Here is a 22,253-nt window from a genome sequence, read left to right as displayed (position 1 = left end):
CCGTCAGTTTTTTCAGACTGAAGTTGATATACAGTTCGCTGTAGATGTCATCATCGTTAAAGTCATCGGCATGACGATCATCCAGATAATCGGCAAACAGGAAAAGATCACCGAATTTCCAGCCACTGGCATGTTGCAGAGTCAATATATCCGTGTCGCTGCGGGCGCTGCCGGCAAACACGGGAGCGGCCAGTGTGCCCCGCTGGTAGTGCAGCTCGGTGGTTTGCCACTGCATGGCAGGACTATGTTCCGTCACAGTGATCGCCGCGATAAAAGCGACGGCAATCAGGCGGTATCTGCTCATGTTGTAGAGACCCGGTTGCGTCCCTCTTTTTTAGAGGTGTAAAGCGCGGCGTCTGCCCGTTTGAACAAATCCGTTAACGAATCATCGTTCTGGTATTCCGCCACGCCAACACTGATCGTGACGTTGACATATTCTCCGTCGCAACGGAACAGATGATTTTCTATGTCTTCACGGATCATTTCAGCTCGCTGTTGAGTTTTCTGTTTGTCAAAACCGTTCATCAGAATTACAAACTCATCGCCACCCCAGCGACATAATGTATCCGAGGCACGAATATGGTTACGGACAATTTCGGTGAAACTGCGCAAAATATTATCGCCACACTGATGCCCGTAAGAGTCATTGAGGATCTTGAAGTTATCGATATCAAGGCAGGTTAGCGTGACCGGGTTGTTGCCCCGGCGGGCTGCGGGGATATCATGATTATAAATAAGCTCGAATACATGACGGTTGGCGGCACCAGTCAATTTGTCAGTGGTGGCCATTTCCTCGAGCCGCTTCTGGTGACGTCGGAACGTGATCCAGGCAATCATCAGCACCAGTGCGGTAATGAGCAGGGCAATGAAAATATTGGCCAGCAAGGCATCGAGGACGCGGGAATCGGCAGCGGATTCGGCCTGTTCGACGATAAGATACCAGTCCAGTTCCGGCACCAGCCGGCTATTGACATAAACCGTTTCGCCACTGGAAGTCTGATAGCTTGCTGAAGCGCTCGGGTTGGCCAGGATGAGTGTGGCAATGCGGCTCATTCCATCGCGTTTCTGCAGGCTGTCAGCGCCCTCGTATTGGCTGCCCCGTACAGTCACTTCGCCACGGCGATTAATGAAATAGATTTCGCGGTTGTAACGTTGCTGGTAATTTTCGATAAGTTGGGCAACGCGATCGACCGATAATCCTATACCCGTCACGCCAATAAAATTGCCGTTGTAATCGGTTACCCGGTAGTTGATGAAGATACTCAAGCGGCCTCGATCCGCTGTGTCGAAATCGAGGTTGATTTCGTAAGGCTCGTTAATCTCTTTGGTTCGAAAGTACCACTGATCATCAGGGTCGTTTTCCGATATAGTTTTGATAACCCCGCTGGGGTGATAATAGTTATGAGTGCGTTCAGAGATGTAAAAGGCTGTGGTGATGTCGTAACGGTTTTGTATTTCTTTCAGATAACGCAATATAGGGTCCTGTTTCTCTTCTTCGGAGATGGCCCAGTCACGTACGAAAGTATCATGTGCCATTAATGAGGAAATCAGAATGGACCGCAGAAGATCGCGTTCGATCTCAGAATAGATGTTGTCGCTGGTTAACGGCAGGGCTTCTTCTGATATCTGGTCCCGGAGCGAATCATGCGATATGAAATAACTGATGATACTGGTCGCAAGAAACGCGACCACCAGAAGCACGGCCAGGGTGGCAGTCAGGTAAGGTTTCTTATATTGCACAGCCTAAAGCCTTATTTATTCGGTAGGGAATAAAATGAATTGGTGTGTAAAACAGGCGTGAGTATAAACAGCCTGCTTTATGGCTGTCCAACAGGTCCGCTTATCATTTGTATATCAGGTCGGTTTTGAACCAGTGAGATTAATGCCATGCCGTATACCACCAGGCAGCGATTGCCCTATTAACGTCTGAAGTTATTGAATGAGGGGCTGCTGTTAAAACTTGTTGAATCCCGGGGACTGAATGCAATGAACGAACTTGCGGGCATGGTGTCGATCTTCAAGGTAAACACAACAGCGGTTTGCGGGTTCTGCTTTAAATTGAGCTGCCGGGCGGCATGGCCTTTTCCTTGCAGGTCAACACTAAGTACCTGTAAAATCAATAACCTTTGTACATGTCTGGCTTGTGAGTCCGACGCTTTACAGGACAATCCATAGCGATGCGAACCCGGGTCAAGATCTGCGGCATTACCCGGCCGCAGGATGCCATTGCCGCCGCCCAGGCGGGTGCCGATGCCATCGGGCTGGTGTTTTATCCGGCCAGTCCGCGGGCGGTGGAGATTGATCAGGCCCGGGAGATCGTCACTGCGCTGCCGCCGTTTGTGACGACGGTGGGACTGTTTGTCGATGCAGAGGAGGCAACGGTCCGGCAGGTACTGACGGCGTTGCCGTTGGATATACTGCAGTTTCACGGTGACGAATCGCCCGAGGCATGTCGCTATTACGCTCGTCCCTACATCAAGGCCCTGCGCATGCGGGAAGAGGCGGATGTTCTGGGCGCGGCGCGAGAGTATCATGATGCGGCCGGGCTACTGCTGGATACCTACCAGGCCGGCGTACCGGGGGGCACGGGCGACAGATTTGACTGGCGGCGGGTCCCGGCCCACCTGACCACGCCGGTAGTTCTGGCGGGGGGACTGACCCCGGAAAATGTTGCCGAGGCGGTGATCACCGCCCGACCCTATGGCGTGGATGTCAGTGGCGGGGTGGAATCCCAGAAGGGCATCAAGGACGCTTATAAAATCCGATCTTTTATCGCAGAGGTTGATCGCGTTGGCAGAGAATAAACCCAAATATCACTATCCGGACGCCCGCGGCCATTTCGGCCCATACGGGGGCCGATTTGTAGCCGAGACCCTCATGGGACCGCTGGAAGAGCTGCGCGAGGCCTACGACCGTTACATGGCGGATGCCGATTTTCAGGCCGAGCTGGACGACGAATTGCGCCAGTATGTCGGCCGGCCCAGCCCCCTCTATTACGCCCGGCGCTGGAGCGAAAAACTCGGCGGGGCACGCATCTATCTCAAGCGCGAGGACCTCAATCACACCGGGGCGCACAAGATTAACAACACGGTCGGTCAGGCCCTGCTGGCCCGGCACATGGGCAAGACCCGGATTATCGCCGAGACCGGCGCCGGCCAGCACGGCGTGGCCACCGCCACCGTGGCGGCCCGGCTGGGGCTGGAGTGCGTGGTCTATATGGGTGCCGAGGACATGCAGCGCCAGTCGATGAACGTCTATCGCATGAAACTGCTGGGTGCCCAGGTGGTACCGGTGGAGTCGGGCTCCCGCACGCTGAAAGACGCGCTGAACGAGGCGATGCGCGACTGGGTGACCAACGTCGACAACACCTTCTATATTATTGGCACCGTGGCCGGCCCGCACCCGTATCCCGCCATGGTGCGCGATTTTCAGGCGATCATCGGTCGCGAATCCCGCGAGCAGATCCTGGCCCAGGAGGGGCGCCTGCCCGACGCGCTGGTGGCCTGTGTGGGCGGCGGCTCCAATGCCATCGGCCTGTTCTATCCGTTTATCGATGATGAATCGGTCGAGATGTACGGCGTCGAGGCGGCGGGCTTCGGCCTGGAGACCGGCCAGCACGCGGCACCGTTGAGCGCTGGCAAGGCGGGCGTATTGCACGGCAATCGCACCTACCTGATGGAAGATGCCCACGGCCAGATCGTCCACACCCATTCGGTCTCCGCCGGTCTCGATTACCCGGGTGTCGGTCCCGAGCACGCCTGGCTGAAGGACTCGGGACGGGCCCAGTATGTCGCGGTCAACGACGACGAGGCCCTGCAGGCCTTTCACGATCTGACGCGGATTGAGGGCATTCTGCCGGCCCTGGAATCGAGCCATGCGCTGGCCTATGTCACCAAACTGGCTCCAACGATGGGCAAGGACCAGATCATTGTGCTGAATCTCTCCGGACGGGGTGACAAGGATATCCACACGGTCGCGACCCATCAGGGGATCGAATTATGAGTCGTATCGCCGGTTGTTTTGCGGCTGCCCGAGAGGCCGGGCGCAAGGTTTTGATTCCGTATGTGACGGCCGGCGATCCCGCCCCGGATCAGACCGTGGCGCTGATGCATGCCATGGTGAAGGCGGGGGCCGATATCATTGAGCTGGGGGTGCCCTTTTCCGATCCCATGGCCGAGGGGCCGGTGATCCAAAAAGCCATGGAACGGGCCCTGACCCATGACGTAACCCTGGATGACGTGCTCGACATGGTGCGTACCTTCCGCGAGCAGGATGATCGGACGCCGGTGGTGCTGATGGGCTATCTCAATCCCATCGAGGTCAAAGGGTACGATCGGTTCGCCGACGAGGCGGCCGGTGCGGGCATCGACGGGGTTCTGACCGTGGATCTGCCGCCGGAAGAGGGGGAGGATTACATCCGCACCCTGCAGGCGCATGATATCGATCGGATCTTTTTGATCTCGCCGACGACCGACCCCGAACGGATGGCGGTGGTCAGCCGGGCCAGCAGCGGGTTTATCTATTATGTCTCGCTCAAGGGCGTCACCGGCGCGGCCAATATTGACACCAAAGCGGTCGGGGATCGCGTTTCGGCGATTCATGCGTTGACAGCGCTGCCGGTAGGAGTAGGCTTTGGCATAAAAGATGCCGAATCCGCCGCTGCCGTGGCCGCCGAGGCCGATGGTGTCGTGGTGGGCAGTGCGCTGGTGCGTAAAATAGAAGAAAATGTCACCTCGGCCGACAAGATCATAACGGCTGTCACGACATTGCTGGGCGAGATGCGTCGGGCGATGGATGCCCGCCAGGGCGTTACCAACAAGACTTAAGGTTGTTCATCGATGAACTGGTTTAGCAAGTTATTACCCACCCGGATCCGCACCGAAGGCGGCAATCGCAAAACCGTCCCCGAAGGATTGTGGAGCAAATGCCAGGCCTGTGGCGCCGTGCTCTACCGCGCCGAGATGGAACGTAATCTGGATGTCTGTCCCAAATGTGATCACCACATGCGTATCAGTGCCCGCCGCCGGCTGGAACAGTTTCTGGACGAAGCGGGCCGCGAGGAGATTGCGGCCAGTCTCAAGCCGGTCGATGCGCTCAAGTTCCGTGACATTAAAAAATACAAGGACCGGCTGCTCCAGGCCCAGCGCGCTACTGATGAAACCGATGCGCTGGTGGCCATGCAGGGGACGCTCAAAGGCATGCCGGTGGTGGCTGCGGCCTTTGAATTCAAGTTTATGGGCGGGTCCATGGGCTCGGTCGTTGGTGAGCGCTTTGTCCGTGCGGTCAATACCTGTATCGAGCACAACATGCCGCTGGTCTGTTTCTCCGCCAGTGGCGGGGCGCGTATGCAGGAGGCGCTGTTCTCGCTGATGCAGATGGCCAAGACCAGCGCCGCGCTGGCCCGCATGAGCAAAAAAGGCATTCCCTTTGTCTCGGTCATGACCGATCCCACCATGGGGGGCGTCTCCGCCAGCCTGGCCATGCTCGGGGATATCAACGCCGCCGAGCCCAACGCCCTGATCGGTTTTGCCGGCCCGCGCGTCATCGAACAGACCGTGCGCGAGACTCTGCCCGAGGGCTTCCAGCGCAGTGAATTCCTGCTCGAACATGGCGCCATCGACATGATTATCGATCGTCGCGAAATGCGCGACCGCCTCGCCAACGTGCTGGCCATGCTGACTCAACAACCCTCCTTATAAGTGTCTAGGTTCCAGGGGCTAGTTTCTAGGACCTAGCCCCTAGCCCCTAGGACCTAGCCCCTGTTCAGGCGGGCGTCATACTTTCGGAACCCACCCTCGTATGCGTTTTAAAACCCTTTCGGAATGGCTCCACTGGCAGGAAAGCCTGCATCCGGCCGAGATCGAGCTGGGACTGGCGCGGGTCGGGGAGGTGTTCTCGCGTCTATGTCCGGAGCCTTTGCCGTTTACCGTGGTCACGGTGGCCGGGACCAACGGCAAGGGTTCGAGTATTGCGGCGCTGGAGGCGATGCTGCGCGCCGGGGGCTACCGGGTTGGCGCGTATACGTCACCGCATTTGCTTCGTTACAACGAGCGGATTCGGCTCGATGGCGAGCCAGTGAGTGATACGGCGCTGGTCGAGGCGTTTGAGCGGGTGGATCAGGCCCGGGATGACATCTCACTGACCTATTTTGAATTCGGCACGCTGGCGGCGCTGCGTATCTTCGCCGATGTCACGCCGGAAATCGTACTGCTGGAAGTGGGCCTTGGCGGCCGGCTGGATGCGGTCAATATCGTCGATCCCGATGTGGCGCTGATCACCGCCATCGGTATCGATCATACCGCCTGGCTGGGGGAGGATCGCGAGACGATTGCCGGCGAAAAGGCCGGGATCATGCGCCCCGGCGGGCCGGTGGTGTGCAGCGATCCACGCCCGCCGGCGGCGATTGCCGATCGGGCCGACAAGCTGGGGGCCCCACTGTACCAGCTGGGCCGCGAATTTGATTACCGGTTGCACGGCGACAGCTGGGACTGGCAGCGCACGACGCTGCCCCGACAGAGCCTGGCCGATTTGCCGCGCCCGGTCCTGGGGGGAGAACACCAGTATCGCAACCTGGCGGGGGCGTTGATGGTGGTGTCGCTGCTGCGCGAACGTTTCTCGCTCGACCGGTCCCAGATCGAAGCCGGCCTGGCGCAGATGGTCTTGTCCGGGCGTTTGCAGACTATCCCGGGTGATCCGCCTCTGCTGCTGGATGTGGCCCACAATCCCGACGGCGTCGAACAACTGGCCCGGGCCCTGGTGACGGAACCGGTGGCGGGGCGTAACTGGGCCATTGTCGGCATGATGGGGGACAAGGATCTGCACGGCGCGCTGCAGCCGATCCTGGCGCAGATTGCCGGCTGGTTTCCCGTGGCCTTGCCGGAGGTGCCGCGGGCGGCTTCCGCGGCCCGACTGGAGGCGATCCTGCGTGAACTGGGCGCGGTGTCTGTGACGCCCTGCAGCGATATGTCACAGGCCCTGAAACAGGCCCGCAGCGTCGCCGCGTCCGGCGATCGTATTGTGGTGTTCGGATCCTTTTATACGGTGGCGGAGGGCCTCTCCCAGACCCTATAATACGTCCCTGTTTCCAGTGCCCTGTGTCGGGAGTGTCGTGGACGAAAATCAGCTCAAGCAACGCATCGTTGGGGCCATCGTACTGGTCGCCCTGGCTGTCATCTTCATCCCCATGTTGCTCAGCGGCGATCGGGATGGGGACATGTCCATTGTGGAATCCAATATCCCGGCCAAACCCGAGCATGTGGATCGGGTGAAAACCCTCGATATCGAACCGCCTGCAGCGCCGCCGCCTGCCGAACCGGTTCGTCGCAGCCCCGTGGATGAGCATACACCGCCGTCGTCAGAGACGGCACCTTCAACCGGCACCGGGGACAACAGGGCGGAAACCGAATCCCGTTCCGAAGCTCAAGTCAATGAACCGGCCGTCGACAAGAAGGCGTGGGCCGTGCAGGTTGGCAGTTTCAGTAAACAGAGTAATGCGCTGGGATTGCGAGAGAAACTGCGCGATCAGGGTTACAGCACCTTTGTTGAAAAAGTGTCCACCGACAATGGCCCGATTTATCGGGTCCGTGTCGGGCCGGAAGTGCGACGCAGCAAGGCCGAGGAACTGCAACAGGCGTTGCAGGCCAAACTCAAGCTCGAAGGTCTGGTGGTCGCGCATCCATGATGGCATCTGAAGCGAAATACGCGGCACTCTGATGCTGGGCGTCGATTACGCGATTCTGGGAATCCTGGTGATTTCCACGTTCATCAGTCTGTTACGCGGTTTTGTGCGCGAGGCGTTGTCGCTGGCAGGCTGGATTCTGGCGTTCTGGGTCTCGCTGACCTTCGCGACCGGGCTGGCCGGGTTATTGACCAATACTTTCGAGGATCCGACGTTCAGATTGATTGCGGCCTTTGTCGGGCTATTTATTCTGTCCCTGATCGTTTCGGGTGTGGTGAATTTTTTCGCGGTCAAACTGGTGTATCGTACCGGATTGACCAAAATGGATCGGTTTCTGGGCCTGTTGTTCGGGTTCGGACGCGGCGTGGTGATTGTCTCGATACTGGTCCTGATGGCGGGGCTGACAACCTTGCCCAGGGAACCCTGGTGGGACGAGTCGTTTTTTCTGTTCCGTTTTCAGGCAATTGCCGAAGGGATTCAAAGCCTGTTGCCGGACTCGATTGGCGACAATTTCCGGTTTGAATGACCGGCGGTGGAACTATACTTTGACTGTGTAACCCGGTTACACAAGTAACAAAAAGGGTAGTGTGGAATGTGCGGAATTATTGGCATCGTGGCAAAGCAGGCGGTCAATCAGGCGCTGTATGACGGCCTGACGGTATTGCAACACCGCGGTCAGGATGCGGCGGGTATTATGACCTGCGAAAACGATCGAATGTATATGCGCAAGGACAACGGCCTGGTACGCGATGTGTTTCATACCCGGCACATGCTGCGTCTGCCGGGCAATATGGGCATCGGCCATGTACGCTATCCGACTGCCGGCTGTGCCAGCTCGGCCGAGGCGCAACCTTTTTATGTTAATTCGCCGTTTGGTATTGCCCTGGCGCACAACGGCAATCTGACCAATGCCAAGGAGCTAAAGCGGGATCTGTTCCTGTCGGATCGACGGCACATCAACACCAATTCGGATTCGGAGATTCTGCTCAACGTTTTCGCGCACGAGCTACAGAACCAGGGCACGCTCACTCTGAGCCCCGATGATATTTTTGCCGCAGTCAGTGCCGTGCACCGGCGTTGTCAGGGAGCCTACGCGGTGGTGGGGATGATCACCGGGCGGGGCATTTTTGCCTTTCGCGATCCCTACGGTATCCGGCCGGTGGCGTTCGGCAAACGGCATACCGACAAGGGCACCGAATACATGATTGCCTCCGAGAGCGTGGCGATCGACGTGCTCGGATTCGAGCTGGTTCGCGATCTCGAACCGGGCGAGGCAATTTACATTGACGCCGACGGCACCCCCCATACCCGTCAGTGCGCCGACCAGAGCAAGCTATCGCCCTGTATTTTCGAGCACGTCTACTTTGCCCGTCCCGATTCCATTATCGACGGTGTGTCGGTGTACAAGGCACGCCTGCGTATGGGGGATTATCTGGCACGCAAGATTATGCGTGAATGGCCGGATCATGATATCGACGTGGTCCTGCCGATTCCCGATACCAGCCGCACCTCCGCGCTGCAATTGTCCTATACGCTGGGGGTCAAATACAGCGAGGGCTTTATCAAGAACCGCTATATCGGCCGCACCTTTATCATGCCCGGGCAGAAACAGCGCAAGAAATCGGTACGCCAGAAACTCAATGCCATCGAGCTGGAGTTTCGTGGCAAGAATGTCCTGCTGGTGGATGACTCCATCGTGCGTGGTACTACTTCACAACAGATCATCCAGATGGCGCGCGAAGCCGGCGCCAACAAGGTCTATTTTGCTTCAGCCGCGCCACCGGTGCGGTATCCCAATGTCTACGGGATCGACATGCCCGCTGCGGATGAACTGATTGGTCATGGTCGTGACGAGAAACAAATAGCCCAGGCAATTGGTGCCGACAAACTGATCTATCAGGACCTGTCCGATCTGATCGAGGCGGTGAAGAAAAAAGTGCCGAGTCTGAAACAATTTGACACCTCGGTCTTCGATGGTACCTATGTGACCGGTGATGTCAGTGAAGCTTACCTGCAGCATATTGAATCACTGAGGAATGACAAGGCGCGCAGTCAGGACTCCAGCGCCGACGGTGAAGTAGTGGAAATCCGCAACTCGGTGTAAGCGACTTGACGCCGCATTGAGGCTGACCTATGATAAATTTTATCGCGCCGATTTAACTCAACTTGCGGGCGCGTAATAAATCCGGCTAAAGCGAGCGCGGACCCGCTTTGGCTTGAACAGCTTGGCGGGTTTTTTGTTATCGGCGGAGTAAAAATAAATCTCTCGCCAAGACGCAAAGCCGCAAGGAATAATATTTCTTCTCCGCGCCTTTGCGTCTTGGCGAGAGATAGAGTTTTTTCGAGTACAGTAGGTCAGGCTGCGCCGATGCGCTACCTGACATATTTATCTACGAAATGTCACGCAGGTTATTGCCAGCGTGGCCTGCGCTCGAGGTGGTTTTTGTTGACGGCGAGGTAAAATAATCTCTCGCAGAGCTGCAAAGCCCGCAAAGGATAATAGTTGCTCTCTGCGCCTTGGCGTCCTGGCGAGAGAAAGAATTTTTATCGAACAATACTGAGGAACAACGATGACGGATTTTGATGACGAGTGGGCGGTGGAGACGCTGGCGGTGCGGGCCGGGCAGGTACGCACGGCGGAAAACGAGCATTCGGAACCGATCTTTGCCACTTCCAGCTATGTGTTCGGCAGTGCCGCCGAGGCCGCGGCGCGCTTCAAGGGGGAGTCGCCGGGAAATATCTATTCGCGGTTTACCAACCCGACAGTACGGACCTTTGAACAACGTCTGGCCGCGATGGAAGGCGGGGAGTCCTGTGTGGCGACCTCCTCGGGTATGTCAGCGATCCTCAGCACCTGTCTGGCGCTGCTACAACAGGACGATCATATTGTCTCTTCGCGCTCGATCTTCGGTACCAGTGTCGTGCTGTTTGATAAATATCTCAGCAAGACAGGTATCGCAACCAGTTATGTCCCGTTAACGGATATTGCAGCATGGGAAAACGCGATCCGACCGGAAACAAAAATGCTGTTTCTTGAAACACCCTCCAATCCACTGACCGAAGTAGCCGATATCCGGGCGCTGGCCGATCTGGCCCATGCGCATGATTGTCTGCTGGTGGTGGATAACTGTTTTTGCACGCCGGTGCTGCAACAGCCGCTGAAGCTCGGCGCCGATATCGTGATCCATTCGGCAACTAAATATATCGATGGACAGGGACGTTGTATTGGCGGTGCCGTTGTGGGTGACAACAAGCGGGTGGGCGAAGAGGTGTATGGTTTTTTACGCAGCGCCGGCCCGACGCTCAGTCCGTTCAATGCCTGGGTGTTTCTCAAGGGGCTGGAGACGCTCAACGTACGCATGAAAGCGCACAGTGACAATGCCCAGCAGCTGGCCGAGTATCTGCAACAACATCCCAATGTGAGCCAGGTATTTTATGCCGGGTTACCGGATCACCCGCAGCATGAACTGGCCAGTCGTCAACAAAGCGGTTATGGCGGCGTGCTGGCTTTTGAAGTGAAAGGCGGGCAGGAGGCGGCCTGGAAACTGATCGACAACACCCGCCTGTTGTCCATTACCGCCAACCTGGGGGATGCTAAAAGCACTATCACCCATCCGGCAACAACCACGCACGGAAGGCTCAGCGACGAACAGCGCGCCGAGTCCGGTATCACACCCGGACTGGTGCGGGTCGCCGTCGGACTGGAAAACGTCGGCGACATCATTACCGACCTCGAACGGGGCCTGCGATAAACGACTATTCTGAAATGAGTGTTATTAACGCGGAGGGCGCAGAGGCGCGGAGTCGCAGAGAAAATTCTTTATGTCTTGAGATAGTTAGAGATATGTAGTGTTTGCCAACCGGTTTGTTTTTCAAAATGAGACCCTGGCTGGGATTTACTAAACGAAGCCATCATGATGACCAATTATTTTCACCTCCGCGTCTTTGCGCCTCTGCGTCCTCCGCGTTATTTTCAGAGCATTAAAAAAGGAGGTTTTCGCACAAGATATCGCGATTCCCGGTTGTAAGAATTGTCCTACATGATTTTCAGAAAAGGCTGACAATCATCCCTTCACTGGCGCTGCTAGAATCAAGGTATCCATCAGGATGATGCTGAATGGACTCGAACCAGAGGGATGCTGTATGAAACCTTATACTTTTACGGATAATCATTCGTTGATGATCAATGAAGAACATACTGAGCAGCCTCAAGAGTCTGCCGAGATCAAGCAGGATGAGACGTTCGAAGCCAATTATCCCCGCGAACTTAACAAGCGGGGCTTACTGGTTTCGCTCGGGATATCGGTTGCGCTGGTTGGCCTTTTGATCATCACTCTCCTGTGACGCCGGGACGTCTTCCAGCCTGGCCAGAAGCTGCCGGGTTGTGGCATTAACATCGAGCCGGGCCAGGGTTTCCGGCTCGATCCAGGCGGCGTCGAGCGCGTCGTCGTCGGCCTGTGGCTCCCCGTCGAGATATTCGGCCAGCAAATCCACGATGACATAGTGATAACGCAGTTCACCCTTGTTATCCCGATCAATGACATCGAAACTGAAGACCGGTTCACCGGCCCGGATGTGAATCCCGGTTTCCTCCCTGATTTCCCGTTCCGCGGCCTGTTGCAGGGTTTCGCCGGCATGGACTTTACCGCCCGGGATTGTCCACTGGCCGGCATTGGGTTCGGTACCTCGTTGAATCAGTAATACGGCCGTGCCACGACGAACGACCGCACCGACCGCCACCTGGGGGTAAGAGGACATAAAAAACTCTCTGCAGTGTCTGCTGCGAAGAGCTTATCAGATTGCCGTGTCCCGCGGGGGCTATTCGGCCTGCCACTCCTGTTCCAGCAATAGCCGGGCAGGTTGACGATGATTTCGCCGCAGCCACAATACCAGCACACCGGTGACGCTCATCAGCAGACCGCAGACAAAGGACATGATGCTGTCCAGCAGTAACATGGCCGCGATTCCGCCGCAGACATAAAAATAGGGCAAAACTTCGTAAACCGGTTTGGGAAGCATGGGAAAGTCCTCGCTGGTTTCGTTCCATGAAAAAACCGTACGCCGCGTTAACGGGCGGCAGGGTTGGCAATAATTTCAGCCTAGCACCATTTTGCCCCGATGCCAGCGCTACACCCCATTTATTGACCCCCACGATAAAACGGGTATGGTGTCAGCCCATGCCACACTCCGCTATCGATCCCCGCGCCCTGTTATTGTCGCTCTATCAGGCGGGCCTCAAGGCCGTCGCCGGCGAAACGGTGACCCGCCGTTATCTGAGCCAGAGCAACTGGCAGGCCGACACACCGGTGGCTGTGATGGCCTGTGGCAAGGCGGCCCCGGCCATGGCCCGGGGTGCACAGGCGGTTCTCGGCCAACGGATCGATCAGGGACTGCTGGTTACCAAACACGGTTATCGCGAGACCGGTTTGCCGCCATGCTGGCAATGCCTGGAAGCCGGTCACCCGCTGCCCGATGAGTCCAGTCTGCAGGCCGGTCAGCGATTGCTGGACTTTGTGGCGCAGCTGCCGCCCGCCATGCCCTTGCTGAGTCTGATCTCCGGGGGCACCTCGGCACTGCTGGAGGTATTGCCGCCAGGGGTGAGTCTGGCGGACCTGCGGCAGGTCAATACCTGGCTGCTGGGCAGCGGTCTCAACATCGCCGACATGAACCGGGTGCGCAAGGCCCTGTCCTGTCTCAAGGGGGGCAAGCTGGTGAACTATCTGGGCGAGCGGCCGGTACTCAATCTGATGATTTCCGATGTGCGCGGTGATGACCCGGCCGTAATCGGTTCGGGACTGCTGACGCCGGACCGGGATCCTCTCCCCTCGAATCTCCCCGGCTGGCTAACTACCCTGCTGGCCCACAGCGCCGATTGTCCCCCCGGCCGGGCGGTGTTGCCGGCTGTGGAACCGCAGATTGTTGCCAGCAACCAGGACGCCTGTGAGGCGGTCGCTGAGGCGGCCCGGGCCCGGGATATAGCGGTGACAATCCTGCCACCCCACTATGGCCCGGTCGCCGAGGTGGCCTCAGGGCTGGCCGGGTTCCTGCGCTCGGCAGGAGCGGGGGTCTATGTCTGGGGCGGTGAGCCCACCCTGGAATTACCCCCGCAGCCGGGCCGTGGCGGGCGCAACCAGCACCTGGCATTGAGCCTGGCCAAGGCGCTGGGCGGGGAGCCGGGCATCAGCGTGTTATGCGGCGCCACCGATGGCAGTGACGGGCCCGGTAACGATGCCGGGGCGATTATCGACGGCACCACCGTGCGACAGGCCTCCGACTACCCCGGCGGTGCCGCCGGCGCGCTGGATCGGGCCGACAGCGGGACCTTTCTGGCCGAGGCCGGGGCACTGATCTCCACCGGCCCGACCGGGACCAATGTCATGGATCTGGTTATCGCTATCAAAACAGGGCCGAGGGACGAGTGACGAGGGACGAGGCGAGTTTACTCGGGTCGGTTTTGACTTGTTTTCCTTCTGTGTTCTTTCCCGATCGAGGCAGGCTGTTACAATATCGCTATGAACCAGCCGGATACGCCTCGTAACTCGTCCCTCGTCCCTCGGCCCTCTGTTTTTGATGAGGCCGAAACCTGTCTGCGCGCCTGTGATCCCGATACCAAACTGCAGCAGACGCGGGTGGTGTCAGCGACCTGGCAGGCGGGGGAATTGTCGTGCGAGTCGAGTGGGGAAGCGGTGTGCCTGTCCGAGCCGGGGCGTCCCGGGCGGCCGGAGCTGGTGGCGCCGCGGGATCTGCCGGCCCGTAGTACAGCCAGTGAGGCGGGTCGGGCGGCGCTGATCCACTCTATTTGTCATATCGAATTCAATGCCATTAACCTGGCCTGGGACGCGGTGTACCGTTTCCGTGATTTGCCAGGGGACTATTACACGGACTGGATCAAGGTGGCGCGCGAGGAGGCGTATCATTTCAGCCTGCTGCGCGATCATCTGCGTCACCTGGGCTATGACTATGGCGATTTTCCGGCGCACAACGGATTATGGGAGATGTGTCTGCAAACGGCCCATGATCCGCTGGTACGCATGGCGCTGGTGCCACGGGTGCTGGAAGCGAGGGGACTGGATGTGACACCGGGAATCATGCGCAAGCTGGAACAAAGCGGCGATGATAACGCCGTGGATCTGTTACGGATCATTCAACGCGACGAAGTCGGACATGTCGCCATCGGCTCGCGCTGGTTTCGTTATTTGTGTGAACAGCGTGGACTGGCGCCGGAAGCGACATTCCGGGAATTATTCAATCAATACATGCCGGCGGGTGGCCGGGGGCCGCTGGACAGGGCCTCACGCCTGCAAGCCGGTTTTTCCGAAGCTGAACTGGATTATATCGAAGGGGCAGGATGATGTTGCAGTACAAAGCCGTAATTATGAGCCTGGTAGCGTTGACGTTGCTGGGGGGGTGTGACACTTCAGAACCGGACCCGGGTAAACAGACGTCGGTCAAGATTGATTTCATGGAACACGAACAATATGTCAAACCCTATCCAACCCGACTGATTGTCACCAACAAGTTCATGCGCTTCGATGACGGTGAAGGCTCCACCAGTTTTATCCTGTTTAACCGGGATACCGATACCATCTACAGTGTCAATGACGATGATCGCACTGTGATGTCACTGAAAAGCCAGGAGGTTGAACTGGATCCGCCGATGGAGCTGGAACTGGAAGAACGCAACCTGGGGACGCTGGATGATGCGCCACAAATTCAGGGGATGACGCCGATGCATTATCAGTTCTTCGCCAATGGCGAGGTCTGTTATGACGTGGTGGCTGTCAAGGGGCTGATGCCTGATGTGGTCAATGCCATGCAGGCCTTTAAAGCCATACTGGCCAATGACAGCAAAGTGACTTTCAATAATATTCCCGCCGATCTTCACGATGCCTGTAACATGTCCATGAGTACCTTCGCGGCCGGTCGGCATCTGAAACACGGTTTCCCGATCCAGGAGTGGAGCGTCGATGGCGACGGACGCACACTGGTCGATTACACTGAAGATTACGAACCGGACCCGGCGTTGTTCGAACTGCCGGAGGATTACCGTCATTTCTCCGTTCAGGATATGCGTACCGGCAAGGTGACCGGCGGCGGGCATTGAGGTTGCTCTATGTAAGTCCGCAAATTAACGCGAATAAACGCAAATCAGTAATGGAATAATACGTAGGGCGGTATAAGCACAGCGGTATCATTGCTCCCCGAAAGATGGTCGGAACACCATGGAGCTTTTGCCCGAAAGTCGCGTGAATGGGGGCGAATTTTCCCTGCCACAAAATTTTGCGTTTATTCGCGTTTATTTGCGGATTGTTTATTCTGCCAATGGCAGCAGTAGGCCGGATCAAGCGCAGCGGATCCGGCAATCTTCTTAAAGCGGCAGTCCTTCCAGCCGGCAGCTGCTTGCATCACACACCAGCACGCTACCCTGTTCATACCAGTCTCCCAGTACGATGCGTCGTGTCGGCTGGCCGTCCAGTTCGAACTCGTGAATGGCCGGGCGATGGGTATGGCCGTGAATCATCTGGACTACGTTGTGATCGCGCAGCATTTGTTCCACGGCCCCGGCATTGACGTCCATGATCGCTTCATCCTTGGTACCGGTCTCGAGCTTGCTGGTTTCACGGTATTGTCTGGCCAGCGCCAGTCGCTCTTGCGGCGATTTGGCCAGTAAGGCTTCCTGCCATTGTGGATCACGCACCATGCGACGAAATTCCTGGTAGGGCTGATCGTCGGTGCAGAGTGTATCACCGTGTAATAACAGGGTCGGTGTACCATAGAGGTCAATGGTGCTCGGTTCGGGCAGCAGTTCGGCGCCACTTAGGCGGCAGAACTCCTCGCGCATGAGAAAATCCCGGTTGCCGTACATGACATACAGCGGCACCTGACGCGAAAGTGTATGCATGGCGTCGATGGCTGCCCGATAGTCCGGCAGGATCATGTCGTCGCCCAGCCAGACTTCGAACAGATCGCCGAGTATATAGAGTGCCTCGGCGCGACTGGCTCGCTGTTGCAGGAAATCGATGAACAGCCGGGTGATCTCGGGCCGTTCATCGCTGAGGTGCAGATCGGAAATGAAAAGAGTCGCCATACCCGGAATTATTCGACTTCCACCCGTTCGATCACAATGTCTTCCTTGGGCACATCCTGGTGAGGGCCGAAGGAGCCTGTCTCGACCTGGCGGATTTCATCAACGATATCCATGCCCTCGATGACCTTGCCGAATACGCAATAGCCCCAGCCCTCGGCCGTTTCGGAACGAAAGTTCAGAAAATCGTTGTTGGAAACGTTAATAAAGAACTGGGAGGAGGCGGAATGGGGATCCGGGGTGCGGGCCATGGCAATGGCGCCGCGTTCGTTCTTCAGTCCGTTGTTGGCTTCGTTCTGGATCGGCGCATCGGTTTTTTTCTCGCGCATGCCCGGCTCCATACCGCCACCCTGGACCATGAAGTTTTCAATTACACGATGGAAAATCGTTCCATCATAAAAGCCGTTCTTCGCATAGTTCAGAAAGTTTTCAACCGTTTTAGGCGCTTTTTCGGCGTTGAGTTCCAGCACAATCGTGCCTTTGTTGGTATGCAGTTTGACCATGGGAGTTCCTGGTTAGTTGGACGAAGAAGGCTGCTCTGGATTGAGCAGGGTGACTTTCTGGATGATGATCGGGGTTTTGGGTACATCCTGCGCAAAAGGGCCGCCGGCACCGGTTGTGACGGACTTGATTTTGTTCACGACATCCATGCCCTGGACCACCTTGCCGAAGACGGCATAACCGTACTTGCGGGGTGTTTTTCCACGGTGATTGAGAAACTCATTGTCGGCGACATTGATAAAGAACTGGGCCGTGGCTGAATGGGGATCCATGGTGCGGGCCATGGCGATGGTACCGGGTTTGTTTGGCAGCCCGTTGTCGGCTTCATTGATCACCGGTGCCCGGGTTTCCTTGCGTTCGTAACCGGGTGTAAAACCGCCTCCCTGGATCATGAAGTCGTCGATCACGCGGTGAAACAACGTGTTATCGTAAAAGCCGTCCTCGGCATAGCGCAGAAAATTGGCAACCGTCTTGGGGGCTTTATCCGGTGCGAGCTCCAGGACGATGGTGCCCATGCTGGTTTGCATTTCGACCCGCGGCGCGGATTCCGCGGATTCCTGGGCCAGGACGGAAGCGGGGACGAGCAGAAGAATCAGTTTGAGCCAGAGCAGGATATTTCGCATAACAGCATTCCCAAAGGTTGTCGCAAGAGGGGCCATAATAATGGGTTTGCGCGGCCGGTAAAAGTCTTGAATCAGCCCGTGGATTTTGTCTGGGCCGGGGAATTCCGGTACCCTACGCGCTGGTTGGCGCGAGGTGCGCCGGCGTTTGTGACGAGTGATGCCAATGCTGCAAATCCATAATAATCTGACCCGGCGCAAGGAAGCGTTCCAGCCCATCGATCCGGCCAATGTCAGGATGTATGTCTGCGGGATGACGGTCTATGACATGTGTCACATCGGCCATGCCCGGGTACTGGTGGTGTTCGATGTGGTCTACCGCTATTTGTGCGAGGTGTTTGGCCCCGAGCACGTCACTTATGTGCGCAATATCACCGATATTGACGACAAGATTATCCAGCGCGCCAGCGAAAATCATGAGCCCATCGATAACCTGACCGGCCGCTATATCGAAGAGATGAACCGTGATGCCGGGGCGCTGGGCGTGTTACACCCCAACCAGGAACCACGGGCGACGCTGCATATGCAGCAGATCATCGAAATGATTGGTGCTCTGGTGGAGAAGGGCTATGCCTATGCGGCCGACAACGGCGATGTTTACTACGACGTCAGTCAGTTTGAAGGCTACGGGCGTTTGTCCGGCAAACATATCGAGGATCTGCGTTCCGGTGAGCGCATTGCGGTCGACGAGGCCAAGCAGGATCCCCTCGACTTTGTCTTGTGGAAGGCCGCCAAGCCGGAGGAGCCGGCCTGGGACTCCCCCTGGGGCAAGGGTCGCCCCGGCTGGCATATCGAGTGCTCGGCCATGTCCACCCACTGTCTGGGGCACCATTTCGATATCCATGGCGGCGGACTGGATCTGCAGTTTCCCCATCATGAAAATGAAATCGCCCAGTCCGAGGCCGCAACCGGCGAGACCTTCGTCAATGTCTGGATGCATAACGGCTTTGTACGGGTGGACGAAGAGAAAATGTCCAAGTCACTGGGCAACTTTTTCACCATCCGTGATGTGCTGCAGCAGTATGCGCCGGAAGTGCTGCGCTATTTTATCCTCTCCAGTCATTACCGCAGCCCGCTCAATTATTCAGATCAGCATCTGGACAATGCCAAAGGCGCATTGACCACGTTGTATACCGCCTTGCGGGGGCACGAGGAGATCGAACCGGCGGCGGCCAGTACGGCCTATGTCGAACGCTTTCGCACCGCCATGGACGATGATTTCAACACGCCCGAAGCGCAGTCGGTCCTGTTTGATCTGGCCCATGAGATTAACCGTCAGGGGGATCCGGCAGCGGTGCAACAGGCGGCCGCCACACTTAAATATCTCGGCGGCCTGCTCGGTCTGCTGCAACAGTCGCCACAGGCGTTTTTGCAGGGCGAGGCGGCCGGCGACGGGCCGGACAGCGATGCCATCGAGGCGCTGATTCGTCAGCGCACCGAGGCGCGTGCCAACAAGGACTTTGCAGAGAGTGACCGGATCCGCGATGAACTGCACGACCAGGGTGTGATACTCGAAGACGGCCCCGGGGGCACTACCTGGCGGCGTGTGTAAGTTTCCGTCGTTCACTAGCGACCAACTGTCTGAATCCGTTGCAAGGAGGTCAATGTGAAGATCCGAACGCTGGTATTGTTGCTCGTGGGACCCTTTTTGCTATCGGGCAATCCGGTCTTTAGCCAGGAAGCCCTCCAGGAAGATGAGACGCATGTCGCGACCTGGAATCGCTTTGCGGAGCAGACCCTGGCACTGCATCGGCAATTGATTGACGAGCACGACGTTGAACGCCAGACCACGACGGGTGGCTATGCCCACCTGCCGGAATTTTATCGTCAGGAAAGTTATTTTCACGACGGCGAGCTGATCAGCCGGGTACAATGGGAAATCGAATCCGGCGACCTGCATGTGATCGAAGTATTTATTCGCGATGATGAGGGGCGCGTGGTGCGCGATTACACTGCCGCCTATCTGCCCGAATACCATAACGCGCCGACCCAGACCCTGGTGAGTTTCCATGCCTACAATAAGGGTCTGCACGCGTTTCGCAGCTTTGATGCCTCGGGCGAACTGAACGTGGAGCGGTGTACCGGAACACACGAGGGTGAGCCGGTAGAATTGCTGGTTGATCTGGGATCGGTTTTTGGCAGTGCAGAGGAAGATCGCGAATTGCAGCAAACCCCTGTTTACCGTCGCTGCTTTGCTGACTTGCCCGAGAAGCCGGGCAAGTATCTTCAGCCTCAGTAAGTCCCACAGAGGTAGGCCGGACATAGCAAAGCGGTGTCCGGCAGGATAGGTCGCAAAGGTTTAATGATCGTGGAAGTTGTTACAGGCGTCGACCGTGTTCTGCAGTAGCATCGCCACGGTCATGGGGCCGACTCCGCCGGGCACCGGGCTGATCCAGGCGGCGTGTTGGCTGGCGGAGGCAAAATCGACATCCCCGATCAGCTTGCCGGCCTCGGTGCGGTTGATCCCCACATCGATCACGGTGGCGCCGGGTTTAACCCAGTCGCCATCGACCACCCCCGGTTTGCCGACCGCCACCACGACAATCTCGGCTTCGCGCACCTTCTGTTCCAGATCCCGGGTAAACCGGTGGCAGACCGTGACCGTGGAGCCGGCCAGTAACAACTCCAGCGCCATCGGGCGGCCGACGTGGTTGGAAGCGCCAACGACCAGCGTGTCCTGGCCCTTGACCGGCTGCCCGGTGCTCTCCAGCATGGCGATGACGCCGCGCGGGGTGCAGGGGCGCAACACCGGCATGCGCACCGCCAGACGGCCGATATTATAGGGATGAAAGCCGTCCACATCCTTGTCGGCCTTGATGCGTTCGATGACGGTTTCCTGATCGATATGCGGGGGCAGGGGCATTTGCACCAGAATCCCGTCCACCACCGGATTGGCGTTCAGCTCATCGATCAGGGTCAGCAGGCGGTCCTGTTCCGTATCAATTGGCAGGTCATAGGCATAGGAGTTGATCCCGGCCTCCTCGCACGCCTTGCGCTTGTTACGCACATACACTTCCGAGGCCGGATCATTGCCGACCAGGATGACAGCCAGTCCGGGGGCCCGTTTTTCGGCCTCCAGCCGGGCATCCACCTGCTGTTTCACCAACTGGCGCCGCTGGGCGGCGAGGGCCTTGCCATCGATAATCTGGGCTGTCATGCAAACCTGTCCGAATTCGGGTTTCTGGGATTGAAAACCCTGTTATGATCGCATGATAGCGGCGTCAGGCCAAGCATGCGGCGGAAAATAGCAGCAATTTCATTGACCTGCATCGTCAGTATGCGTATTATCGCCGCCCTTGTCCGGGGAATAGCGCAGTCTGGTAGCGCGCCTGCTTTGGGAGCAGGATGTCGGGGGTTCAAATCCCTCTTCCCCGACCAGTTCAGCGCCCGTAGCTCATCTGGATAGAGCATCGGCCTTTAAGCTCGTCCTGAGGGACGAACGAGGAGCCTTTGCAGGGAACCGGAACCTGCAAAGTGGATCGCACTGTATCGGGGAAACCTTAACAGGTCAGGCTGATGGCAATCCCGAGGAAACCGGTGGTTCGCCCTCTGGGCGCTATGATAAAATCATCGGGATCCGTAGAGGCCATACGTGCGACACCTGAGACGGTGAAGAGATGGTCCAGACCACAAACGGATGGAATCCGGCAGCGAAAGCTGTAGCGGGTAAGCTAAGCCGAGGGTAGCAGGTTCGAGTCCTGCCGGGCGCGCCAATACCCAGGTTCTAGCGGCTAGTAACTAGAATCTAGATACTTGTTCTATGGTGGCTGTAGCTCAGTTGGTAGAGTGCAGGATTGTGGCTCCTGTTGTCGTGGGTTCGATTCCCATCAGCCACCCCATCTGATCTGCGGGCTGCTCTTCGGGCAGCCTGTTTCTTTCCTGTTAGCGTCTTATTTTGACCTCTCGAATCGCGGGGCCGGATCTTCCCGGTAGGCGCGCGATACGCTTTTGTGCTGGTTTTAACCGATTGTTTTTCCTGACTTAGTTATGAACAAGTTGACATAGTCCGTAAAACTGCTTCCCTTGAGCATAACAGGATGTACTGTTATGCCAATCAGGAGGTGTCAAATGAAACAACGCAAAACACCGTTAAGTGTACTCATTGTCTGTTTGCTTTTCCCGTTCTCTCTGGCTGCCAATGCGCATGGCGGTTCCGGTATGGGCATGATGGGACAAATGGATGACGATGATTACCAGGGACAGATGCAGGGCCGTGGCATGATGGGCGGCATGGGCATGATGAATGGCATGCATGGCGGAAACATGATGGGCGGTATGGGGCCTGTGATGATGCTGGATCTGGACGACAAACAGCGCCAGGCAATGCGTGATATGCAGCGCAAGATGCAGAAGAAGAACTGGGAGCGCA

22 protein-coding genes, 2 tRNA genes and 1 pseudogene are annotated in these 22,253 nt (G+C 57.4%); 17 read left to right on the top strand and 8 right to left on the bottom strand.

The window, feature by feature from the left end; all coding sequences use genetic code 11:
- Together RI563_RS03060 and RI563_RS03055 are read right to left on the bottom strand one after the other, a co-directional pair.
- Positions 1 to 304, bottom strand: a pseudogene (locus RI563_RS03060) (nucleoside-binding protein); the annotation flags it as partial.
- The gene (locus tag RI563_RS03055; protein WP_310692873.1) at positions 301 to 1,740 is read right to left on the bottom strand and encodes a diguanylate cyclase; all 1,440 of its coding nucleotides are present in this window, start codon (positions 1,738 to 1,740) and stop codon (positions 301 to 303) included. The pseudogene RI563_RS03060 and the gene RI563_RS03055, both read right to left, overlap by 4 nt.
- Before the next feature lie 437 nt (positions 1,741 to 2,177).
- Here RI563_RS03055 and RI563_RS03050 point away from each other — a divergent pair, with 437 nt between their 5' ends.
- The 9 genes from RI563_RS03050 (at position 2,178) to RI563_RS03010 (ending at position 11,430) form a co-directional block, all read left to right on the top strand.
- Positions 2,178 to 2,804 (top strand): phosphoribosylanthranilate isomerase, encoded by a 627-nt coding sequence (locus RI563_RS03050; protein ID WP_310692872.1) that lies wholly within the window; start codon positions 2,178 to 2,180, stop codon positions 2,802 to 2,804.
- Positions 2,791 to 4,002: a tryptophan synthase subunit beta gene (gene trpB, locus RI563_RS03045; protein WP_310692871.1), complete on the top strand. Its 1,212-nt coding sequence runs from the start codon at positions 2,791 to 2,793 to the stop codon at positions 4,000 to 4,002. Before RI563_RS03050 ends, trpB begins: the two co-directional genes overlap by 14 nt.
- A complete protein-coding gene (gene trpA, locus RI563_RS03040) occupies positions 3,999 to 4,826 on the top strand; it encodes a tryptophan synthase subunit alpha (RefSeq protein ID WP_310692870.1) in 828 nt (275 codons plus the stop codon). Before trpB ends, trpA begins: the two co-directional genes overlap by 4 nt.
- A 12-nt stretch (positions 4,827 to 4,838) precedes the next feature.
- Entirely contained in the window at positions 4,839 to 5,699 is an 861-nt protein-coding gene (gene accD / locus RI563_RS03035; protein WP_310692869.1) for an acetyl-CoA carboxylase, carboxyltransferase subunit beta, read from the top strand.
- A 100-nt stretch (positions 5,700 to 5,799) separates the two neighbouring features.
- Complete coding sequence (gene folC, locus RI563_RS03030; RefSeq protein WP_310692868.1) at positions 5,800 to 7,071, top strand: bifunctional tetrahydrofolate synthase/dihydrofolate synthase; 1,272 nt, start codon at positions 5,800 to 5,802, stop codon at positions 7,069 to 7,071.
- A 37-nt stretch (positions 7,072 to 7,108) separates the two neighbouring features.
- Positions 7,109 to 7,681 carry an SPOR domain-containing protein gene (locus RI563_RS03025; RefSeq protein ID WP_310692867.1) on the top strand — a complete coding sequence of 191 codons (573 nt, stop codon included), beginning with the start codon at positions 7,109 to 7,111 and terminating at the stop codon, positions 7,679 to 7,681.
- A gap of 31 nt (positions 7,682 to 7,712) precedes the next feature.
- The gene (locus RI563_RS03020; RefSeq protein ID WP_310692866.1) at positions 7,713 to 8,204 is read left to right on the top strand and encodes a CvpA family protein; all 492 of its coding nucleotides are present in this window, start codon (positions 7,713 to 7,715) and stop codon (positions 8,202 to 8,204) included.
- Between the two features lie 66 nt (positions 8,205 to 8,270).
- Complete coding sequence (gene purF, locus RI563_RS03015) at positions 8,271 to 9,782, top strand: amidophosphoribosyltransferase (protein WP_310692865.1); 1,512 nt, start codon at positions 8,271 to 8,273, stop codon at positions 9,780 to 9,782.
- A gap of 466 nt (positions 9,783 to 10,248) precedes the next feature.
- On the top strand, positions 10,249 to 11,430 hold the full coding sequence (locus RI563_RS03010) for an O-succinylhomoserine sulfhydrylase (protein ID WP_310692864.1): 1,182 nt from the start codon (positions 10,249 to 10,251) through the stop codon (positions 11,428 to 11,430).
- A 529-nt stretch (positions 11,431 to 11,959) separates the two neighbouring features.
- On the opposite strand, the gene RI563_RS03005 is transcribed toward RI563_RS03010, so the two are convergent.
- Both RI563_RS03005 and RI563_RS03000 read right to left on the bottom strand, forming a co-directional pair.
- Entirely contained in the window at positions 11,960 to 12,436 is a 477-nt protein-coding gene (locus RI563_RS03005; RefSeq protein WP_310692863.1) for an NUDIX hydrolase, read from the bottom strand.
- A gap of 60 nt (positions 12,437 to 12,496) precedes the next feature.
- Positions 12,497 to 12,697 carry a hypothetical protein gene (locus RI563_RS03000; RefSeq protein ID WP_310692862.1) on the bottom strand — a complete coding sequence of 67 codons (201 nt, stop codon included), beginning with the start codon at positions 12,695 to 12,697 and terminating at the stop codon, positions 12,497 to 12,499.
- A gap of 158 nt (positions 12,698 to 12,855) precedes the next feature.
- Here RI563_RS03000 and RI563_RS02995 point away from each other — a divergent pair, with 158 nt between their 5' ends.
- From RI563_RS02995 to RI563_RS02985, 3 genes are all read left to right on the top strand, one after another.
- Positions 12,856 to 14,100 carry a glycerate kinase gene (locus RI563_RS02995; RefSeq protein ID WP_310692861.1) on the top strand — a complete coding sequence of 415 codons (1,245 nt, stop codon included), beginning with the start codon at positions 12,856 to 12,858 and terminating at the stop codon, positions 14,098 to 14,100.
- A gap of 90 nt (positions 14,101 to 14,190) precedes the next feature.
- Entirely contained in the window at positions 14,191 to 15,030 is an 840-nt protein-coding gene (locus tag RI563_RS02990) for a ferritin-like domain-containing protein (RefSeq protein WP_310692860.1), read from the top strand.
- Positions 15,030 to 15,782 carry a hypothetical protein gene (locus RI563_RS02985; RefSeq protein ID WP_310692859.1) on the top strand — a complete coding sequence of 251 codons (753 nt, stop codon included), beginning with the start codon at positions 15,030 to 15,032 and terminating at the stop codon, positions 15,780 to 15,782. Before RI563_RS02990 ends, RI563_RS02985 begins: the two co-directional genes overlap by 1 nt.
- A gap of 264 nt (positions 15,783 to 16,046) precedes the next feature.
- Here the strand turns inward: RI563_RS02985 and RI563_RS02980 are convergent, their stop codons facing one another.
- From RI563_RS02980 to RI563_RS02970, 3 genes are read right to left on the bottom strand one after another with little or no spacing between them, the layout of a single operon-like run.
- Complete coding sequence (locus RI563_RS02980; RefSeq protein ID WP_310692858.1) at positions 16,047 to 16,766, bottom strand: UDP-2,3-diacylglucosamine diphosphatase; 720 nt, start codon at positions 16,764 to 16,766, stop codon at positions 16,047 to 16,049.
- 8 nt (positions 16,767 to 16,774) lie between these two features.
- On the bottom strand, positions 16,775 to 17,266 hold the full coding sequence (locus RI563_RS02975) for a peptidylprolyl isomerase (RefSeq protein WP_310692857.1): 492 nt from the start codon (positions 17,264 to 17,266) through the stop codon (positions 16,775 to 16,777).
- 12 nt (positions 17,267 to 17,278) lie between these two features.
- Positions 17,279 to 17,887 carry a peptidylprolyl isomerase gene (locus RI563_RS02970; protein ID WP_310692856.1) on the bottom strand — a complete coding sequence of 203 codons (609 nt, stop codon included), beginning with the start codon at positions 17,885 to 17,887 and terminating at the stop codon, positions 17,279 to 17,281.
- A 163-nt stretch (positions 17,888 to 18,050) separates the two neighbouring features.
- On the opposite strand from RI563_RS02970, the gene cysS reads away from it, so the two are divergent.
- Positions 18,051 to 19,436 carry a cysteine--tRNA ligase gene (cysS, locus tag RI563_RS02965; RefSeq protein ID WP_310692855.1) on the top strand — a complete coding sequence of 462 codons (1,386 nt, stop codon included), beginning with the start codon at positions 18,051 to 18,053 and terminating at the stop codon, positions 19,434 to 19,436.
- A gap of 54 nt (positions 19,437 to 19,490) precedes the next feature.
- Positions 19,491 to 20,123 (top strand): hypothetical protein, encoded by a 633-nt coding sequence (locus RI563_RS02960; protein WP_310692854.1) that lies wholly within the window; start codon positions 19,491 to 19,493, stop codon positions 20,121 to 20,123.
- Between the two features lie 60 nt (positions 20,124 to 20,183).
- Here RI563_RS02960 and folD read toward each other — a convergent pair whose 3' ends face one another.
- Positions 20,184 to 21,041 carry a bifunctional methylenetetrahydrofolate dehydrogenase/methenyltetrahydrofolate cyclohydrolase FolD gene (gene folD, locus RI563_RS02955; RefSeq protein ID WP_310692853.1) on the bottom strand — a complete coding sequence of 286 codons (858 nt, stop codon included), beginning with the start codon at positions 21,039 to 21,041 and terminating at the stop codon, positions 20,184 to 20,186.
- Positions 21,042 to 21,185: 144 nt separating this feature from the next.
- Here folD and RI563_RS02950 point away from each other — a divergent pair.
- The 3 genes from RI563_RS02950 to RI563_RS02940 form a co-directional block, all read left to right on the top strand.
- Positions 21,186 to 21,262 (top strand) — tRNA-Pro (locus tag RI563_RS02950).
- A 385-nt stretch (positions 21,263 to 21,647) separates the two neighbouring features.
- Positions 21,648 to 21,723: transfer RNA gene (locus tag RI563_RS02945), tRNA-His, on the top strand.
- A gap of 229 nt (positions 21,724 to 21,952) precedes the next feature.
- On the top strand, positions 21,953 to 22,253 hold a 301-nt coding region (locus RI563_RS02940; RefSeq protein WP_310692852.1), incomplete at its 3' end, for a hypothetical protein.

Source organism: Thiohalophilus sp., from assembly GCF_031581315.1.
GTDB lineage: Bacteria > Pseudomonadota > Gammaproteobacteria > UBA6429 > Thiohalophilaceae > Thiohalophilus.
The sequence above is the reverse complement of the archived record's forward strand: the minus strand, read 5'-3'. Positions and strand labels throughout refer to the sequence as shown.

What these genes read in the sequence shown, in the direction of transcription:
- RI563_RS03050 (WP_310692872.1), top strand. Translation starts at nt 2,178, where the DNA reads ATGCGAACCCGGGTCAAGATCTGCGGCATTACCCGGCCGCAGGATGCC.
- trpA (WP_310692870.1), top strand. Translation starts at nt 3,999, where the DNA reads ATGAGTCGTATCGCCGGTTGTTTTGCGGCTGCCCGAGAGGCCGGGCGC.
- accD (WP_310692869.1), top strand. Translation starts at nt 4,839, where the DNA reads ATGAACTGGTTTAGCAAGTTATTACCCACCCGGATCCGCACCGAAGGC.
- folC (WP_310692868.1), top strand. Translation starts at nt 5,800, where the DNA reads ATGCGTTTTAAAACCCTTTCGGAATGGCTCCACTGGCAGGAAAGCCTG.
- RI563_RS03020 (WP_310692866.1), top strand. Translation starts at nt 7,713, where the DNA reads ATGCTGGGCGTCGATTACGCGATTCTGGGAATCCTGGTGATTTCCACG.
- purF (WP_310692865.1), top strand. Translation starts at nt 8,271, where the DNA reads ATGTGCGGAATTATTGGCATCGTGGCAAAGCAGGCGGTCAATCAGGCG.
- RI563_RS03010 (WP_310692864.1), top strand. Translation starts at nt 10,249, where the DNA reads ATGACGGATTTTGATGACGAGTGGGCGGTGGAGACGCTGGCGGTGCGG.
- RI563_RS03005 (WP_310692863.1), bottom strand. Translation starts at nt 12,436, where the DNA reads ATGTCCTCTTACCCCCAGGTGGCGGTCGGTGCGGTCGTTCGTCGTGGC.
- RI563_RS03000 (WP_310692862.1), bottom strand. Translation starts at nt 12,697, where the DNA reads ATGCTTCCCAAACCGGTTTACGAAGTTTTGCCCTATTTTTATGTCTGC.
- RI563_RS02995 (WP_310692861.1), top strand. Translation starts at nt 12,856, where the DNA reads ATGCCACACTCCGCTATCGATCCCCGCGCCCTGTTATTGTCGCTCTAT.
- RI563_RS02990 (WP_310692860.1), top strand. Translation starts at nt 14,191, where the DNA reads ATGAACCAGCCGGATACGCCTCGTAACTCGTCCCTCGTCCCTCGGCCC.
- RI563_RS02985 (WP_310692859.1), top strand. Translation starts at nt 15,030, where the DNA reads ATGTTGCAGTACAAAGCCGTAATTATGAGCCTGGTAGCGTTGACGTTG.
- RI563_RS02980 (WP_310692858.1), bottom strand. Translation starts at nt 16,766, where the DNA reads ATGGCGACTCTTTTCATTTCCGATCTGCACCTCAGCGATGAACGGCCC.
- RI563_RS02975 (WP_310692857.1), bottom strand. Translation starts at nt 17,266, where the DNA reads ATGGTCAAACTGCATACCAACAAAGGCACGATTGTGCTGGAACTCAAC.
- RI563_RS02970 (WP_310692856.1), bottom strand. Translation starts at nt 17,887, where the DNA reads ATGCGAAATATCCTGCTCTGGCTCAAACTGATTCTTCTGCTCGTCCCC.
- cysS (WP_310692855.1), top strand. Translation starts at nt 18,051, where the DNA reads ATGCTGCAAATCCATAATAATCTGACCCGGCGCAAGGAAGCGTTCCAG.
- folD (WP_310692853.1), bottom strand. Translation starts at nt 21,041, where the DNA reads ATGACAGCCCAGATTATCGATGGCAAGGCCCTCGCCGCCCAGCGGCGC.